Origin of the sequence: Cobetia sp. L2A1 (assembly GCF_009796845.1) — a bacterium.
In the GTDB taxonomy this organism is placed as follows: domain Bacteria; phylum Pseudomonadota; class Gammaproteobacteria; order Pseudomonadales; family Halomonadaceae; genus Cobetia.
Genome location: NZ_CP047025.1, coordinates 2,787,091 through 2,803,936 on the forward strand (window position 1 = coordinate 2,787,091; position 16,846 = coordinate 2,803,936).

Genomic DNA, 16,846 nt, shown 5'->3' on the forward strand with positions numbered 1-16,846 from the left:
ATGCTCGATTTCCTCAACGACCATACCCTGATCTCCGCCATCGTCGCGCTGGTAGCCATGGCAATTGTATTCGGCGCCCTGCTCGGCTTTGCCTCGGTCGCATTCAAGGTCGAAGGCGACCCGATCGTCGAACAGATCGATCATCTACTGCCACAGACTCAGTGCGGCCAGTGCGGCTATCCGGGCTGCAAGCCCTATGCCCAGGCCATTTCCGATGGCGACGAGATCAACAAGTGCCCACCGGGAGGCGAGAGCACCATTGCGGCACTGGCGGATCTACTGGGTCGTGAGGCCACGCCACTCGATGGCGACACAGACAACACGCCCAAGGTCGCTGTCATTCGTGAAGATGAATGCATCGGCTGCACCAAGTGCATCCAGGCGTGTCCAGTAGACGCCATTCTCGGCTCAGCCAAGCACATGCATACCGTCATCGCTGATGAATGCACCGGTTGTGATCTGTGTGTTGAACCCTGCCCGGTGGACTGCATCGACATGGTGCCGGTGGCCACTGACGTGCGCAGCTGGCACTGGCCCAGGCCCGCAGGACCGACGATCGACAACGTTCGCTACAGCGGTAGTCTGATCGCCACGGACGCTGCTGCTGACGACATGAAGACTGATTCTGCATCATCTGCAAGGGATGTCGCCTGATGGTTCTTTCGCTACTTAAATCCATGGTGACATCCTCAAGCGCGCGCAGGGCATTGCCCGGTGGTTTCTCAAAGGTTACGCCTGACGGCGCTACTGATGGCGCTACTGATGGCAAGCATGACGGCGGCGATGCACTCCCGAAAGTCTTCGATTTCAATGGCGGCATTCATCCACCGGAGCGCAAGGTACTCTCCAATCGCGCGCCACTCGTGGCAGCCCCACTGCCCCACGAAGTCGTGCTGCCCCTCAGCCAGCATATCGGTGCACCTGCCCAACCGCTGGTTGAGGTTGGGCAGCGCGTGCGCACAGGAGAGCTGATTGCCCGTGCCCAAGGCATGATTTCAGCCCCCGTACACGCCAGTATCACCGGCGTGGTAACGGCGATCGAGAAGCGCCAGATTCCTCATGTCTCCGGACTTGAAGACCTGTGCATCGTGATCACGCGCGAAGGCGAGATTGATGAGTGGGTCAAGATGGATGCCTGGCGTGACTGGCGTGAACAGGAAGGTCAGGACCTGATTCAGCGCCTGCAGGATGCCGGCGTGGTGGGGCAAGGCGGCGCGGGCTTCCCTGCTGCCGTCAAGGCACGCGTTCGCGAACGCCATGCCATCGATACGCTGATCATGAACGCCGCCGAGTGTGAGCCCTACATCACCGCCGATGACCTCACCATGCGCACGCATCCCGAGGCATTGATCGAAGGACTGGAGATTCTCGCCAGTCTGATCGGGCCGGAATGTATCTTGATCGGCATCGAGGATAACAAGCCCGAAGCCACCATCGCCCTCGAACAGGCCATTCGTGTCCGCAAGGCTGACAGCCGACTGCCTGCGCTCGACGTACGTATTGAAGTCGTGGTCGTGCCGACCAAATACCCCTCCGGTGGTGAAAAGCAGCTGATCAAGCTGCTGACCAATCGTGAGGTTCCCAGCCGCGGCCTACCGGCCGATGTCGGCGTAGTGGTGCATAACCCGGGCACGGTACGTGCCGTACAGCGCGCAGTGTGCTTTGGGGAGCCAATGATTTCCCGCGTCATCACTCTGACCGGTGAAGCGTTGGGCCATCCGCATAATGTCGAGGCACGACTGGGTACCGCGATAGGGGATCTATTGCAGCTTGCCGCACCGTCGTCAGCAGGAATCGGTCGTCTGATCATGGGAGGGCCAATGATGGGCTTCACGTTGCAAAGCGATGCCATGCCCATCATCAAGACGACCAACTGTCTATTGGCAGCCTCTCACGATGCACTGCCGGCACCGGCGATAGAGCAGCCCTGCATTCGCTGTGGCATGTGCGAGCAGGCCTGCCCGGCGGACCTGCTGCCACAGCAGCTTTACTGGTACGCCAAGGCACGTGAGTTCGACAAGGCCGAGCTCTACAATCTTACCGACTGCATCGAGTGTGGTGCCTGCGCCTATGTCTGCCCAAGCCAGATTCCGCTGGTGCAGTACTATCGTTTCGCCAAGGGCGAGATTCGCAGTGCTCAGCATGAAGCGCGCAAATCCGAGCGTGCCCGTCATCGCTTTGAATTCAAGCAGGCACGCCTTGCGCGTGAAGATGCCGAAAAAGACGCCAAGCGCAAGCAGCGCACACAGACGGCGCGGGCCCAGACCCCAGGGTCGACAGCGACAAGTGCAACGCCCGCCTCCTCGACCGCTTCTACAGTAGCTGCCTCTATTGCGGCCAAACCTTCAGCTGTCTCCAGCGCACCTGATCTCAAGGCGTTCAAGACCGCGCGTGCCGCCGCCAATATCGCCGTCAAGAAAGCCGAGAAGGCACTCAAGAGTGCCAACGAGAGTGGCGAAGGCGATATCGCCGCCCTGGAAGCAACCGCCACCAGTGCGCGTGAAAAACTGGCCACTGCCGAAGCCGCGCTGAAAACCGCCAGTGAGGCGATAGAATCAGTGCCGGTCACATCGACGGCTCCCGGCACACCTGCCACAGCCATCGCGAATCTCAAAGCGCTCAAGACGGCGCGTGCCGCCGCCAATATCGCCGTCAAGAAAGCCGAGAAGGCACTCAAGATTGCCAGCGAAAGCGGCGAAGGCAATATCGCCGCCCTGGAAGCGGCCATCACCAGTGCTCACGCAAAGCTTGCGAGCGCTGAAACTACCTTGAAAGCTGCCAGCGAAGTACCGGTGACAGCACCTGCTCCAGTGTCACTACCGGCCATTGCGGGTGCAGCAGCACCTACCGCGAATCTCAAGGCGCTCAAGACAGCGCGTGCCGCCGCCAACATTTCGGTCAAGAAGGCCGAAAAGGCGCTCGCACGCGCCAGTGAGAGCGGCGAAGGTGATATCGAAGATCTCCAGACGTTGTTGGCAACAGCGCAGGAAAATATGCGCGCAGCCGAGGTACGACTGGCCAGTGCCCAAACAGACGACACGGGTGCAGGCAAAGCGCCTGAACGCATCCCCGGACAGCTGCCGGAAGCGGCACACGCGACTGAAGCGTCTGTCGGGCGTGGCAGCATGGCCAGCAACGTGACGCTTTCGCAGGCCGAGATTGAAGCGGCCCGTACCGAGAATCTAGCCAAGCGTCACAAACAGGTGACCATTGGCGTCAAGGCAGCCGAGATGGCGTATCGCAAAGCCGAAACGGCACTGTCCAGTGCCGATGATGAGAGCCGCTCTCGCCTTGAAACCAAGCTTGATCGTACGCGTCGCAATCTGGAGCATGCCCGCGAGTCACTCGCGGAAGTCCAGGCACTGGTGGATGCTCAATGATGAATGCCCGCCATCTCACGCATTCAAAGCTACGAGCGCCACGCCAGCCCCTTTTTCATCGTAAGTTCACCGCAAGGAATTTGAGCGCCTCATGAGCCTGATGCATGCAAGCTCCCCTCATGCCCACGGGCCTACTGCGACATCGCGCGTGATGGCATGGGTACTGGCTGCCACGTTGCCGGGTATCGTCGTGCTGTGCTGGCACTATGGCTGGGGCGTCCTGTTCAATCTGGCCTTTGCCTGTCTGGCAGGGGTCGGTCTTGAAGCCCTGCTACTCAAGATGCGTGGACGGCCGGTCAGCTTCTTCCTGAAGGACAACTCTGCACTGGTGACCTGTGTCCTTCTGGCGGTCTCTCTGCCACCACTGGCGCCCTGGTGGCTGGTGCTGACGGGAGTCATCGCCGCCATCGTCGTCGCGAAGCAACTCTATGGTGGACTGGGGCAGAACCCGTTCAATCCGGCGATGGTCGCCTATGCCCTGTTACTGATTTCCTTCCCAGTGGAAATGTCGCGCTGGTCAGCGCCACAAGGGTTCGCGCTCGGCTTCAGCGACAGTCTTGCGCAGTTCTTCGGGCTTATCGCGACCCCCGATGCGCTGACCGGGGCTACGCCGCTGGATACCTTCCGCAACAAGGGTGAGCTGAGTACGGCGGAGTTCTGGGCCAATCCTGCGTCATTGCCGGCAGCCAATCTGCTTGCCTGGCAGCAGTCGGCAATCGCCTGGGGGCTGGGCGGGCTCGTGCTGCTCGCCAAACGTCTGATCACCTGGCACATCCCTGCCGCCATGCTGGGGAGTCTTGCCGCGATCTCTGCCGTCTTCTTCTTAATGGACGCGGATCAGTACGCCAGCCCGCTGTTCCACCTGCTGTGCGGCACAGCGATCTTTGGCGCCTTCTTCATCGCCACCGACCCGGTCACGGCGGCAACCTCCAACAAGGGCAAGCTTTACTACGGCGTAGGTATCGGCATTCTGATCTTCCTGATTCGTGCCTTCGGTGCCTATCCAGATGCCATCGCCTTCGCGGTACTGCTGATGAACTTCAGCGTGCCCTTCATCGATTACTACACTCAGCCTCGCAGCTATGGTCACAAGAAGCCTCGTCGAGGCATCTCGCTGGAGGACAAGTCATGAGCAAGACATCCGATACGCCCATGAAATCACCAGCACCGCGCGGCCTGAAACAGAACATGACCCGTGCTGCACTAGGACTAGCGGTATTTGCCATCGTGACCGCAGGGGTAGTGGCCGTCACGCAGATCACGACCGCAGACACGATTGTCAAGAATGAGCGCGCGGCGCAGAGTGCCGCTCTGGCCGAGATCATTCCGCCGTCACTTCACGACAACGAACTGCTCGACGACACCTTTGCGCTGCCGCCCTCGCGAGTATTGGGGCTGACAACCGCTGATACTGGCTGGCGCGCGACCATGGATGGCAAGACAGTCGCCATCCTCCTGCCAGTCGTGACAGGCAAGGGCTACAGCGGCGACATTCGCCTGCTGGTCGGTATCCGTGCAGATGGCAGCATTGCCGGTGTTCGCGCCGTGAAGCACAGCGAGACACCAGGGCTTGGCGACAAGATCGAAGCACGCAAATCTGGCTGGATTCACGAATTCGATGACCAAACACTCAGCTCGGTGAAGTGGAAAGTGAACAAGGATGGCGGCGACTTTGATCAGTTTACCGGCGCCACCATCACGCCACGTGCCGTCGTGGGTGCCGTTCGTCAGGCGTTGATCTACTTCATGGCGCATCGCACGGCGCTATTGGCCGGTGACAGCGAGACACTGACGGCCACCAAACGTGTCAAAAAAGAAGCACCTGAACCTACGGCCTCATCACCGCCCGACGGCATTGCGCTGCCTGAAAACAGCACGACACCGGTAGGTGCCGCGATACCTGCAGGCGCGGCGACATCCAAGAAGACGGCTAGCGATGCCAAAGCTTCCGCTTCCCCCGAGCACAGCGGAGACAATGCACATGAGTGATATCTCGCTTGGCAAGATCAGTCGCAACGGACTATGGGATAACAACCCGGCATTGGTTCAGCTGCTGGGACTATGTCCGCTGCTGGCCGTAACGGCGAGCGTCGTCAATGCACTCGGGCTAGGGCTGGCGACACTCCTGGTACTGGTCGGCTCGAATACCGCCGTTTCACTGATACGCAATCTGGTGCCAGCCGAGGTGCGGCTGCCCGCGTTCGTGATGATCATCGCATCGTTCGTGACCTGTGCTGAGCTCCTGATGAAGGCATATACCTTCGAGCTCTATCAGATTCTCGGCATCTTCATCCCACTGATCGTGACCAACTGCGCGATTCTAGGCCGTGCGGATGCCTTTGCTGCCAAGCATCCGGTACTCCCGGCTGCTACCGACGGCTTGATGATGGGGCTGGGCTTCATGGCCGTGCTAGTACTACTGGGGGCGATGCGTGAGTTATTTGGTCAAGGCACGCTGTTTGCCGGCATGGAACTATTGCTCGGACCAATGGCGACGGATTGGAAGATGACCATCTTCCCCCACTATTCCTTCCTGTTCCTGGTGTTGCCGCCCGGTGCCTTCTTCTGCATGGGACTGATCATTGCGGGCAAGAAGACCATCGATGAGCAGCTGGCACAGCGACGCAAGGCCGCTGCCGCAGATACCCCGAAGGTGTCACGGCGCGTGCGTGTTACCGGCACGATATCGTGATGATCGCGCTCTGATCATCCAACGCTGAATCGTCGCGAGAATCCATTGCCATTGCCCGTATCGAGAGATCATGAACGCTCAGAAACGCCTCGAAATATTCACGCGCCTGCGGGCGGAAAATCCTGAACCTCGCACCGAGCTTGAGTGGTCAACGCCGTTTGAGTTACTGATCGCGGTGTTGTTATCAGCTCAAGCCACCGATGTCAGCGTCAACAAGGCGACGGCCAAGCTCTATCCGATCGCCAATACACCCGTCACGATTCTGGCGTTGGGCGTCGATACGCTGAAGGAATACATCAAGACCATCGGGCTTTATAACACCAAGGCCGAGAATGTCATCAAGACCTGCCGCATGTTGATAGAGCAGCACGACAGCGTGGTCCCGCAGACACGAGAAGCACTGGAGGCATTACCCGGTGTCGGACGCAAGACAGCGAACGTGGTGCTGAATACAGCCTTTGGCCAGCCGACCATGGCAGTGGATACTCACATCTTCCGCGTCTCCAATCGCACCCGAATCGCACCTGGCAAGAACGTATTGGAAGTCGAGCACAAGTTGATGCGCCATGTGCCCAGAGAGTTCCTGGTCGATGCCCATCATTGGTTGATTCTGCACGGTCGCTATACCTGCATGGCCCGTAAACCGCGCTGCGGTAGCTGCGTGATCGAAGACCTCTGTGAGTACAAGGATAAGGTCGACCTGTAAGACGCTGACATATCAAGGATACCTGACAGAACTAGACCACTCGGGCTTGGCAGCCTTAGCGTTGACTAACCATCCAATATCAGACTCTCTCCTTTCAACCGGCAGTCCCAGTAGACTGTAAACAATAAATACGGTCGCAAGGACTTGCCATGTCAGTGCCTTCTCATCTTCGTCATACTCCGAAACCTTCGCCACCCGAGACGAAGGATCTCTTGTCGTCTGATGCGAAAGCGGATGCCTCGGTTGAAAGTCTGACGCTGCAACTCCAGACGCTCGAGGCAGAGAACCACCTATTGAGGACGCTGGTCGATGCCCATCCGGACATCCTGTTCATCAAGGATGCCCAAGGACTATTCCGCTACGCCAACCGCACTCTGACAGAATTCTACGGTACGACACTCGAAGACATCATCGGGCGTGAAGATAGCTACTACACCGGTAACAAGGAACAAGGGAACTTCTTTCGTCGTAGTGTTCAACACGTACTCGACACCTTCGAAAGCGAGCTTGTCTTTGAGGACGCCACCGATGCCGAGACGGGGGAGATCAAGCACTTCCGCTCCATCAAGCTGCCGTTTCACAGCACACAGGGCGAGGAGTTAGTCGCGGTGCTGGCGCACAACGTCACCGCCGAAGTACGTGAGCACGAGCGCAAGACCCGCCAGATTGATCATATCTACGATACGTCACTGGAAGGCTTCTGGGACTGGAATATTCAAAGTAGTGCCGTGACGCACAATCGTCGCTGGTCACAGATACTGGGAATACCGGAGAGTGAACTGAGCAATAGCCTGGAGGAATTTGCCGCACTCCTGCATCCAGAAGATATGCCAGAAGCCATGGTTGCCATCGAAGACTGTCTGGCGGGCAAGGCACCCTATTACCATCGACACCGCATGCTGAATCGCCAAGGGAAAGTGCTGTGGGTCATCGATAAGGGAGATGTCATTGAGCGCGATAAAGAGGGAAAGCCTCTGCGGATGATTGGCTCGATCACGGATATCACCCGTGTCGTGGAATCGGAGGCATTACTGCATCAGCACAATCGTTTCGATTCCCTTACCAAGCTGGCCAACAGATCCTCGTTGATCGACTTGCTGCAACAAACCATCATCACGACTGATATTCGGGGTGGCCATGCTGCCTTGATTTTCATTGATCTGGACCATTTCAAGAAAATCAATGACCTGCTCGGTCATACTGCCGGTGATCACCTGCTGATCGAAGTCGCTCATCGCCTGAGCCGTCAAGCCCGTAGCACTGACATGGTTGCCCGTTTCGGTGGCGATGAATTTGTCATCCTGCTTCAGCCCTTGAGCGAGTACGCCATCGACGCCAATCGCGAGCTCGAAGACGTAATGGAGAAAATGCAGCATTCCCTCAACCAGACCTACTCACTGACAGGCCCCTCGGGCAAGCTTCTGGAGCATCACAGTTCAGCCAGCATGGGCAGCATCATGTTTCATGACCGCAGCCTAAGTGCCGAAGAGTTGATTCACCGTGCAGATATTGCCATGTACTGCGCCAAGGAAGCGGGTCGCAATCAGCGAATCAGTTTCGACCCCAGCATGCGATTGAAGCTGGAGCGATCCGTACAGCTGGAACACGATCTACGCAGCGCCATTGAGCTTGATCAAACGTGGATCGTGCTGCAGCCACAATTTGATCAGCATCAGCAGTTACTCGGCGCAGAGTGCTTGATGCGCTGGCGACACCCGGTGTACGGCATGATCTCGCCATTCGAATTCATTCCGCTGGCAGAGAAAAGCCACCTGATCGACAGGCTAGGTGATTGGGTGCTCGAAGAAGCCTGTACGTTACTCAAGACATGGGAGAGCGTTCCTGCACTGGCTGACATTCATCTATCGATCAATGTCAGTACACGCCAGATCGACAGCCCCTGCTATGTCGATAGCATGGCTGAGACCCTGACTCGACATGATATCTCTCCGCTATGCCTGCAGCTTGAACTGACAGAGAGCGTCTTCGTCAATGACATGCCCACCACCGTGGGGCGCATGCATCAATTGAATGCGCTGAGCTTGAGCCTATCACTGGACGATTTCGGCACCGGCTTTTCCTCGCTGACCTATATCAAGCATCTGCCTTTTTCCGAAATCAAGATCGACAGAAGCTTCATCAGTGATCTCGAGCACGACGTGATGGATTTCCGCATGGTCGAATTCATCATCCATCTGGGCCACGAACTAGGGATGCGTGTGGTCGCGGAAGGCGTCGAGACTCAAGGCCAGTTTGATCATCTCACCGCCATGGGCTGTGACGTCATCCAAGGCTACCTGCTGGCGAAGCCGATGCCAGTCGATGCCTTCATCCAACGTTATGGCGGCTCATGACACCCCTTGCAGGGTGACGCTGGCGCTGTCATGAACATGGCCTGATGTTGACTCAATCACTATCTGATCATCCGAGGCGCGCAGCCCTGCCGATTCATGGCACACTGTGCGCTCTTTTCTGTCCGGAATACCTACGCAATGGAAGACTTCTTTACCTGGATCGGGGCTCAGCTTGGTGCTGCCATCCGTTTTATCGTCGAGGGGCTAGGTGGCTTTTTCGCTAATTTTGACGATGCGCTAAAAGGCTTCTTCAGCGGTCTTGCCGGCGAGCTCGGCATAGGCACTTCGATCTTCAGTCTGCTGGGGCTGATCCTGGGCCTTTATCTGCTATTCAAAGGCGTCACGGCACTGCTCAGAGGCTCGATCGTCGGGGGGATACTGCTCGTTTTCATCGGCCTGACATTCCTCGGTTGGCTGATCACCTGAGCTATCGACAGCGACTGGGAAATTGCGCTTATCGCATTACACTCTCGACAAAAAGCCCTCGCCAACTGGCGAGGGCTTTTTGTCTCTGGAGGAGATGCCAGACCGCTCAGGGCCTGGCGACTCCTGGGGATCAGGCTAGCGCTTTCTCTACGACCTCGTAGACATTGCGCGACAGCTTCTCGGCACGAATACGCTCGAGCTCTGTTCTCATCAGCGCCTGGCGAGTGGCATCGAAACGCTTGAAGCGGGTCAGCGGCGTGATGATACGCGCGGCAATGTCCGGGTTCAGGCGATTCAGCTCAATGACCACATCTGCCAGCAGGCGATAGCCTTCACCATCAAGGCGGTGGAAGTTGACGCGATTCTGACCCGCGAAGGTACCAATCAATGCGCGCACCTTGTTGGGATTCGTCAGCGAGAAGGCTGGATGCTCCATCAGGAAGCGCACACGGTCCAGTACATCAACCTGCGGACGCGTGACTTGAATAGAGAACCACTGATCCATCACTAGCGGGTCGTGAGACCAGCGCTGGGCGAAGGCCTTGAGTGCCGGATCCCCCAGCTCAGTGCGTGAGGAGTGCACCAGCAACGTCAGTGCTGCGCGTACGTCCGTCATGTTGTGTGCTGCTGCCAGCTGAGCTTCGGCCAGACGCACACCCTCTTCATCCTCGATGCTCATCAGATAGCTGAGCGCGGCATTCTTGAGACTTCTACGCGCCATCTGCTCAAAGGTCGGTGCGTATTCGCCCTGCTGTTCGTTGGCGTGATAAAGCGCCACGAAGTCATCACGCAGTGCCGTTGCCAGCTGAGCCTTCGCTGTCTTGCGCGCCCAGTGGATGGCATCAACATCGACCACGGTCTGCTGCTCGGCAATATAGGCTTCTGATGGCAGCGTCAACATCTCGGCAAGTACAGCGCGATCCGTGGGTTCACCTGCCAGCAGGAAGCGATACACGGCCAATAGACGCTCATCAACGCAAGCGTCTTTCTCACCGCGCTGCCAGGAAGCCATCAAGTCTTCAAGCGCTGCCAGCGCCAGGCGCTGACCAGAATCCCAACGATTGAAGCCATCACTGTCATGCTGCATCAGGAAAGCCAGTTGCTCGCGGCTATAATCGAAGCCCAGCTTGACCGGTGCAGAGAAGCCACGTAGCAACGACGGCACCGGCTCACGCTCGATACCGGTGAAGACGAAGGTCTGCTCGGCTTCCGTCAACTCCAGTACGCTCTCGCTACCCAGTGACTCACCCTCCAGTACAAGCGGCAGATCATGTCCGTCAGCGCTCACCAATCCCATGCGCACCGGAATGACCAGCGGTAACTTTTCGCTCTGGCCTGGAGTCGGCGCCGTCGTCTGGCGCAGGGTCAGCGTGTAGGCCCTGGCGTCAGCATCGAAGGCACCACTGGCGGCCACGTCAGGCGTACCCGCCTGAGCGTACCAGCGCATGAATTGAGTAAAGTCACGTCCAGAAGCTTCACTCATCGCGCTGATGAAGTCTTCGATCGTGGCTGCACGGCCATCATTCTGTGCGAAGTAAAGATCACTCCCACGACGGAAGGCCTCTTCGCCCAACAGGTTGGCGACCATGCGCACCACTTCCGAGCCCTTCTCATAGATAGTCAGGGTGTAGAAGTTGGATATCTCGATGTAGGAGGCCGGGCGGACCGGATGGGCCGTGGGGCCAGCATCTTCAGCGAACTGCGCGGTACGCAGCATGGCCACGTCTTCGATACGCTTGACCGGCGCCGAGTTCATATCTGCCGAGAAGCTCTGATCACGATAGACCGTGAAACCCTCCTTCAGCGACAGCTGGAACCAGTCACGGCAGGTCACGCGGTTACCCGACCAGTTATGGAAATATTCGTGCGCTACCACGCCTTCGACACGCTGGAAGGCAGCATCGGTCGCAGTGTCATGATTGGCCAACACACAGGAGCTGTTGAATATATTGAGCCCCTTGTTCTCCATCGCGCCCATGTTGAAGTCGTTGACGGCGACAATCATGAAGATATCCAGATCGTACTCGCGACCATAGACCTCTTCGTCCCACTTCATGGAGGCCTTGAGGGAGGTCATGGCATGCTGGGTCTTGTCGAGATTTTCCGGCTCGACCCAGATTTCCAGCGCCACGTCGCGTCCGCTCATGGTGGTAAAGCTATCGGCATGCTTGACCAGATCACCTGCCACCAGCGCGAACAGATAGCAGGGCTTGAGATGCGGGTCCTGCCAGGTCACGAAGTGACGGCCACCGTCCAGCTCGCCGCGCTCAACGGGATTACCATTGGAAAGCAGAATCGGGTAGTTCGCCTTGTCAGCAATCACGTGGGTGGTGAAGACGGACATCACGTCTGGACGATCCGGGTAATAAGTGATGCGACGGAAACCTTCGGCCTCGCACTGGGTGCAGAACATGCCAGAGGACACGTAGAGCCCTTCAAGCGCGGTATTGGCGGCAGGATCAATCACCACAACCGTCTCAAGCTCACAGCGTGCCGGCAAGCCATCGAGAGTCAGATGCGTCTCGCTCACCTTGAATTCATCACTGGCCAATATGCGACCATCGACACTCACGCGTTCAAGTGTCAGGTGCTCACCATTGAGCACCAGCGGCGGTGTCGCATCACTGCCGATGGCAGCATCGGGATTGCTCTCAAGCGTCAACACGGTAGTCACACGTGTGGCAGAAGGCTCAAGCTCGAAAGTCAGACGCGTTTCAAGCACTTGCCAGGCCGGGGCCTGATAATCGGCAAGATGAATGGCTGCAGGTTGTGACATGAAAATCTCCGCAATCAACGCCGGCGAAGGAAGATAGCTCCGCGCGACAAAAAAGAATCGGGCACCGAGCGACCGCTCACTTCAGATGCTCTTAGAACAGCACGTATCTGACACCCGCGAGACACTCATTCACGTGGAAGCGTATCGACAGCGGTAGCCTCGGGAGTACTGCTGTCCACGGATGCCACGCCACGCCCGCCCTTCGGCTCAGGCCGAGTCGCCAGCCATATCGCCAGCAACGTCAGGAAGACCAGCAACGACAGCTTTACCGCCAGCACCGATACCGTGAACAGAATGATCAGCATCGAGACAGCCAGCATGCTTACCGCCATGATGCGCGCGCGCAGCGGGATGGCGCGTTCTTGCTCCCAGGCAACCAGTGTCGGCCCTATCTGGGGATGCTCGCGAATATAACGCGCGAAGCGGGGAGAGCCTCTGCTGGCACATGCCAGCGCCAGCAGCATGAATACGGTCGTCGGCAGCAGAGGCAAGAACATCCCGACAAAGCCGATGGCGAAAAACAGCCAAGCCAAGCCAAGCCAGCAAATACGCTTCATGCGCCGGAAGATCATCATGTCGGGTCCTCGTCACCTTTGGCCGCACATTTCTTTGTGCTACCTGCCACCAGTCAACCGGCAAGCTGTCTCGGGGGGAAGTGTTTTATCGCTATCTACTTGATAGCACTCGCTGCATGGTAACGGGCTTGCCGAAGTCACGAAAGGCTACACGTGCGCAACAACGCCACACCTGATGTGCGGCGAAGCACTCTCTTTATGCGTTACGCGCCATCAACCACAGGCGCATGATGGCCTCACAACGGTCTGCCAGTAGCTCAGGCGTACGTGCCAGCGCCTGTTCCAATGGCATGGCACTGTCACATAAGGTGAAGACGGCACCTACGCCTTCTTCATGCGCAGCCTGCCAGCCATCACCCAGACGCCCTGCCAATACGATGGTCGGCACACCAGCGGCCTTGGCTGCACGCGCGGCCCCAATGGGCGTCTTGCCACCCAGACTCTGCCCATCGAGTCCACCTTCACCGGTGATCAGAAGATCGCACTGTGAAAGTCGCGCAGTGACGTTCAGGCGCTCCATCACCAGCTCAATGCCGGGCCGAAGTGCACCAGACAACCAGGCTGCCGCCGCGTAGCCCATGCCACCTGCTGCGCCGGCACCCGCGAGAGTAGATTGGTCGCCGCACAATACTTCGGCACTCAAGCGCGCGAAGCGAGCGAGCGCTGCGTCAAGCTCTGCCACCTGCTCTGGATTGGCGCCCTTCTGTGGCCCGAACACAGCGGTAGCCCCACGCGGACCACACAGCGGATTATCGACGTCGACCGCGGCCGCAACACTGAGCGTCGCGAGACGTGCGTCCAGTCCGCTGGCGTCAAGACTAGCCAGCTGAGCCAAGGCTGCCCCTCCCGGCGGCAATTCCTCGCCTTGAGCATCCAGCAAGCGCAGGCCAAGTGCCTTGAGCATGCCGCTGCCGCCATCATTGGTCGCGCTGCCACCCAACGTCAGAATCAACTGCTCGGCACCCACGTCCAGCGCAGCCAGAATCAGCTCACCGACACCATAGGTGCTGGCGATACGCGCATCGCGTTCGTCCGGTGTCAGCAGGTGCAAACCACTGGCCTCAGCTAGCTCAACAATGGCGGTGCGGCTACCCGGCTGCCACCCCCACTGTGCGCTGACCTTGCGTCCTAGCGGATCCTGTACCTGACAGCAACGTGCCTCGATAGGGTCTGACTCAATCGCTGCTGCCAACAGTGCGGCCAACGTGCCCTCCCCGCCATCTCCCAATGGGCAGAGATCCAACTCGGCATCAGGCAAGACACGCCGTATACCGACGGCCATGGCTTCAGCCGCTTCACTGGCTGCCAATGCTTCCTTGAAGCTATCCGGGGCCAGCAGAATTCTCGGCGCAGATGATGAAGACACTACTGCATCAACACTTGTTTCGAAATTTGCGTCAGATCCATGAAGGGGCATCCGTACTTTCCTTGTCGAGAGTAGCAATGAGGATGAGTGTCATAGTACACAGCCACGGCACAAACGACTCTTCTCAAATCGGATGACAGCTCATCCTTACCAACGACATGCATCGGCCACAAACACAACTGCCGCCCGTCGGAAGCCCGACGGACGGCAGTTGAAGGTCACTGACTCAGTGATTCAGTGACGTGTTACTGACATTACTCAGCTGGCTTCACCAGACGTGTTTCTGTCGGTGCCAGACTGACCTTGCCTTCGCGCTTCAAATGGCCCAACGCGCGCTTGAAGTTAGCCTTGCTGGCGCCAAAGGCTTCGCTGACGGCTTCAGGCGCGCTCTTGTCGCCCAACGGCAGCACACCACCGCTGGCCTCAAGGCTCGCGAGAATACGATCCGCCAGCTGCTGATGCCCAGCCGGACCCGGCGCCTGCGGCGTCAGATCAATATTGCCATCACCATCATTTTTCAATACCCACAGGCGCAGACGATTGCCAATACGCAGACGTGTGAAGATCCGGTCGTGATGCACAAGACCCCAGTGGGTATTGTTGATGATGATCTTCATGCCCAGCTCCGTACGCGCGGCGACCAGTCCTGAGACTTCCTCGCCTGCGGCATACTCGCTTGGCACCTTATCCAACCAGCGATCAAGACGCATCGAAGCGACCATGCGGTCACTGTGCTTGTCGAGTCCGACGTGCACCATCGCAAACTGACCGGCCTTCAACTCGCGCTTGCGCTCGCCGTAGGGCAGCAACAAGTCCTTGCTGAGGCCGTTATCGAGGAAGGTACCGATATCATTGACTTCGACCACCTTGAGTGCGGCAAATTCACCGGCCATGGCACGCGGATAACGCGTGGTCGCCAGCAGACGGTCTTCGTCATCCAGGCTGACAAAGACTTCAACGGCATCGCCGATGTCAGAGCCGGGGGGAATGAAGGGCGTCGGTAGCAGAATTTCACCATGACTACCGCCATCGACGAAGACGCCGAAGCCGACCCGCTTGGTGATCGTCAGGGTATTGCGCTGGCCGATAGCGAGCGGAGCAGACATGTAACCTCTCTTTGCGCTTGCCATGCCACTGGGGCACGATCAGCGCAGACATAACAAATGAAAATTGCGAAGCGCTTTGAAAGCGTAGCGTCTGGACCACGGATAGCGTAGCGCCTGGACATGAGACATTACGCTTTCAAAGCGAGTCAAACGAACTCAGCACCGCACGCCGGGAGCGTGCGGTGCTGAGCATGACGATATCTGCCGCTTGCGCAGCGAAAATCAGTCGCGGAAATTATTGAACTGCAGCGGCAGCTCAATGCCTTCATCACTCTTGAGCAATGCCATGGCGTCCTGCAGATCATCACGCTTCTTGCCGGTCACACGGACTTTCTCGCCCTGGATCTGCGCCTGCACCTTGAGCTTGGCATCCTTGAGCGCCTTGACGACCTTCTTGGCGTTCGCCTGATCGAGCCCCTGGCGCAACACCAGCTGCTGGCGGGCACGTACTCCACCACTTTCAGGATCTTTCTCTTCCAGACAGCGCACGTCGATACCGCGTGCAATCAGACGTCCCTTGAGCAGATCAATCATCTGACGCAGCTGAAAATCAGCCTCTGCCTCAAGATTGACGTTCTCTTCCTTCTCGAGTGCGAAGGTGGCAGTCACGCCCTTGAAGTCGAAGCGAGTCGCGAGTTCGCGATTGGCCTGATCGACGGCGTTCTGAACTTCGTGTTTATCGAGTTCGGAGACAATATCGAATGACGGCATGGAGTGATTCCTTTAGAGCCTTGAAAAATAGCGCATTGACGCGAAAGCACCCTAGAACGAAAGTGCCATAAAGAACAGCGCATCCTAGCCCATGAAGGCGTGTCGCGCCATGCCCGCACGCAAGGAGTCTGACTCAGACGGCGTTGGCATCGACAAGTGCCGTCAGCGTCTTGCGCATCTTCCAGGCCGAAGCGCCGTCTGCATAGTAATCCGTCAGACGACCGTATTTGGCAAAGCCATGCCGCTCATAGAGCGCGATCGCAGGCGCATTACCGGTATGCACCTCAAGATCCAGCTGCTGACAACCCTGTTCACAGGCCAGGCATTCAAGCGCACTCAGCAACTGTTGCGCCAGGCCACGCCCTCGTGCATCGGGATGCAAGCAAAAGGAGTAGAGCCGTGCCCGCTGTGAATTGCGTCGAAACAGCAAGGTGCCGTAACCCAGCACACTACGTAGCGGCGTGGCGTCATCCTGCTCAATACTGCCTGTCGGCCACAGGGCAGCCATGACATTGCTGGAGTCCGCCGCCATGCTTGAGGACTGTAGAGGCGAGGTTGTCTCTTCATCGGGCTGAATGACCACCAACGTGCGCGCATTGGCACGCAGAATGAGGTGAGACAACTGACGACGACTAAACCAGTCGCTGTCAAAGCTCACTTCCTCTAGCTCTACAAGAGCATCGAGATCAGCTCGAATGGCAGGACGCAAAATAGGGGTCATGGTGCAGGCTCTCTCGCTTGGCAGTGCCCGCAA

Annotated in this window: 14 protein-coding genes; 8 read left to right on the forward strand and 6 right to left on the reverse strand. The window is 58.0% G+C overall.

The window, feature by feature from the left end; translation table 11 throughout:
* From rsxB to GQR90_RS11890, 8 genes are all read left to right on the forward strand, one after another.
* The gene (gene rsxB / locus GQR90_RS11855) at positions 1-654 is read left to right on the forward strand and encodes an electron transport complex subunit RsxB (protein ID WP_158774298.1); all 654 of its coding nucleotides are present in this window, start codon (positions 1-3) and stop codon (positions 652-654) included.
* The gene (gene rsxC / locus GQR90_RS11860) at positions 654-3,380 is read left to right on the forward strand and encodes an electron transport complex subunit RsxC (RefSeq protein ID WP_233266266.1); all 2,727 of its coding nucleotides are present in this window, start codon (positions 654-656) and stop codon (positions 3,378-3,380) included. Before rsxB ends, rsxC begins: the two co-directional genes overlap by 1 nt.
* A 91-nt stretch (positions 3,381-3,471) precedes the next feature.
* Positions 3,472-4,512: an RnfABCDGE type electron transport complex subunit D gene (locus tag GQR90_RS11865; RefSeq protein ID WP_158774299.1), complete on the forward strand. Its 1,041-nt coding sequence runs from the start codon at positions 3,472-3,474 to the stop codon at positions 4,510-4,512.
* A complete protein-coding gene (gene rsxG / locus GQR90_RS11870; protein WP_233266267.1) occupies positions 4,509-5,369 on the forward strand; it encodes an electron transport complex subunit RsxG in 861 nt (286 codons plus the stop codon). The genes GQR90_RS11865 and rsxG overlap by 4 nt, the downstream gene beginning before the upstream one ends.
* Entirely contained in the window at positions 5,362-6,072 is a 711-nt protein-coding gene (locus GQR90_RS11875; RefSeq protein ID WP_158774300.1) for an electron transport complex subunit E, read from the forward strand. Before rsxG ends, GQR90_RS11875 begins: the two co-directional genes overlap by 8 nt.
* Before the next feature lie 70 nt (positions 6,073-6,142).
* Positions 6,143-6,778, forward strand: a complete 636-nt coding sequence (nth, locus tag GQR90_RS11880) for an endonuclease III (RefSeq protein ID WP_158774301.1) — start codon at positions 6,143-6,145, stop codon at positions 6,776-6,778.
* A gap of 149 nt (positions 6,779-6,927) precedes the next feature.
* Complete coding sequence (locus GQR90_RS11885; protein ID WP_158774302.1) at positions 6,928-9,132, forward strand: sensor domain-containing protein; 2,205 nt, start codon at positions 6,928-6,930, stop codon at positions 9,130-9,132.
* A gap of 138 nt (positions 9,133-9,270) precedes the next feature.
* Positions 9,271-9,558: a hypothetical protein gene (locus GQR90_RS11890; protein ID WP_158774303.1), complete on the forward strand. Its 288-nt coding sequence runs from the start codon at positions 9,271-9,273 to the stop codon at positions 9,556-9,558.
* Positions 9,559-9,688: 130 nt separating this feature from the next.
* Here the strand turns inward: GQR90_RS11890 and pepN are convergent, their stop codons facing one another.
* From pepN to GQR90_RS11920, 6 genes are all read right to left on the reverse strand, one after another.
* The gene (gene pepN, locus GQR90_RS11895) at positions 9,689-12,334 is read right to left on the reverse strand and encodes an aminopeptidase N (protein WP_158774304.1); all 2,646 of its coding nucleotides are present in this window, start codon (positions 12,332-12,334) and stop codon (positions 9,689-9,691) included.
* 125 nt (positions 12,335-12,459) lie between these two features.
* A complete protein-coding gene (locus GQR90_RS11900; RefSeq protein ID WP_233266269.1) occupies positions 12,460-12,909 on the reverse strand; it encodes a YbaN family protein in 450 nt (149 codons plus the stop codon).
* Positions 12,910-13,105: 196 nt separating this feature from the next.
* Positions 13,106-14,275, reverse strand: coding sequence for a glycerate kinase (locus GQR90_RS11905; RefSeq protein ID WP_233266271.1), 1,170 nt, complete (start codon positions 14,273-14,275; stop codon positions 13,106-13,108).
* Positions 14,276-14,529: 254 nt separating this feature from the next.
* Positions 14,530-15,381 carry a CvfB family protein gene (locus GQR90_RS11910; RefSeq protein WP_158774306.1) on the reverse strand — a complete coding sequence of 284 codons (852 nt, stop codon included), beginning with the start codon at positions 15,379-15,381 and terminating at the stop codon, positions 14,530-14,532.
* 222 nt (positions 15,382-15,603) lie between these two features.
* Positions 15,604-16,092, reverse strand: a complete 489-nt coding sequence (locus GQR90_RS11915; protein WP_158774307.1) for a YajQ family cyclic di-GMP-binding protein — start codon at positions 16,090-16,092, stop codon at positions 15,604-15,606.
* Between the two features lie 133 nt (positions 16,093-16,225).
* On the reverse strand, positions 16,226-16,813 hold the full coding sequence (locus GQR90_RS11920) for a GNAT family N-acetyltransferase (RefSeq protein WP_158774308.1): 588 nt from the start codon (positions 16,811-16,813) through the stop codon (positions 16,226-16,228).
* Positions 16,814-16,846 lie beyond the last annotated feature (33 nt).

Coding starts and splice junctions, on each gene's coding strand:
- GQR90_RS11915 (WP_158774307.1), bottom strand. CDS start 16,092: ATGCCGTCATTCGATATTGTCTCCGAACTCGATAAACACGAAGTTCAG.
- GQR90_RS11885 (WP_158774302.1), top strand. CDS start 6,928: ATGTCAGTGCCTTCTCATCTTCGTCATACTCCGAAACCTTCGCCACCC.
- GQR90_RS11865 (WP_158774299.1), top strand. CDS start 3,472: ATGAGCCTGATGCATGCAAGCTCCCCTCATGCCCACGGGCCTACTGCG.
- GQR90_RS11875 (WP_158774300.1), top strand. CDS start 5,362: ATGAGTGATATCTCGCTTGGCAAGATCAGTCGCAACGGACTATGGGAT.
- pepN (WP_158774304.1), bottom strand. CDS start 12,334: ATGTCACAACCTGCAGCCATTCATCTTGCCGATTATCAGGCCCCGGCC.
- GQR90_RS11900 (WP_233266269.1), bottom strand. CDS start 12,909: ATGATGATCTTCCGGCGCATGAAGCGTATTTGCTGGCTTGGCTTGGCT.
- rsxC (WP_233266266.1), top strand. CDS start 654: ATGGTTCTTTCGCTACTTAAATCCATGGTGACATCCTCAAGCGCGCGC.
- GQR90_RS11890 (WP_158774303.1), top strand. CDS start 9,271: ATGGAAGACTTCTTTACCTGGATCGGGGCTCAGCTTGGTGCTGCCATC.
- rsxG (WP_233266267.1), top strand. CDS start 4,509: ATGAGCAAGACATCCGATACGCCCATGAAATCACCAGCACCGCGCGGC.
- GQR90_RS11910 (WP_158774306.1), bottom strand. CDS start 15,381: ATGTCTGCTCCGCTCGCTATCGGCCAGCGCAATACCCTGACGATCACC.
- rsxB (WP_158774298.1), top strand. CDS start 1: ATGCTCGATTTCCTCAACGACCATACCCTGATCTCCGCCATCGTCGCG.
- GQR90_RS11920 (WP_158774308.1), bottom strand. CDS start 16,813: ATGACCCCTATTTTGCGTCCTGCCATTCGAGCTGATCTCGATGCTCTT.
- nth (WP_158774301.1), top strand. CDS start 6,143: ATGAACGCTCAGAAACGCCTCGAAATATTCACGCGCCTGCGGGCGGAA.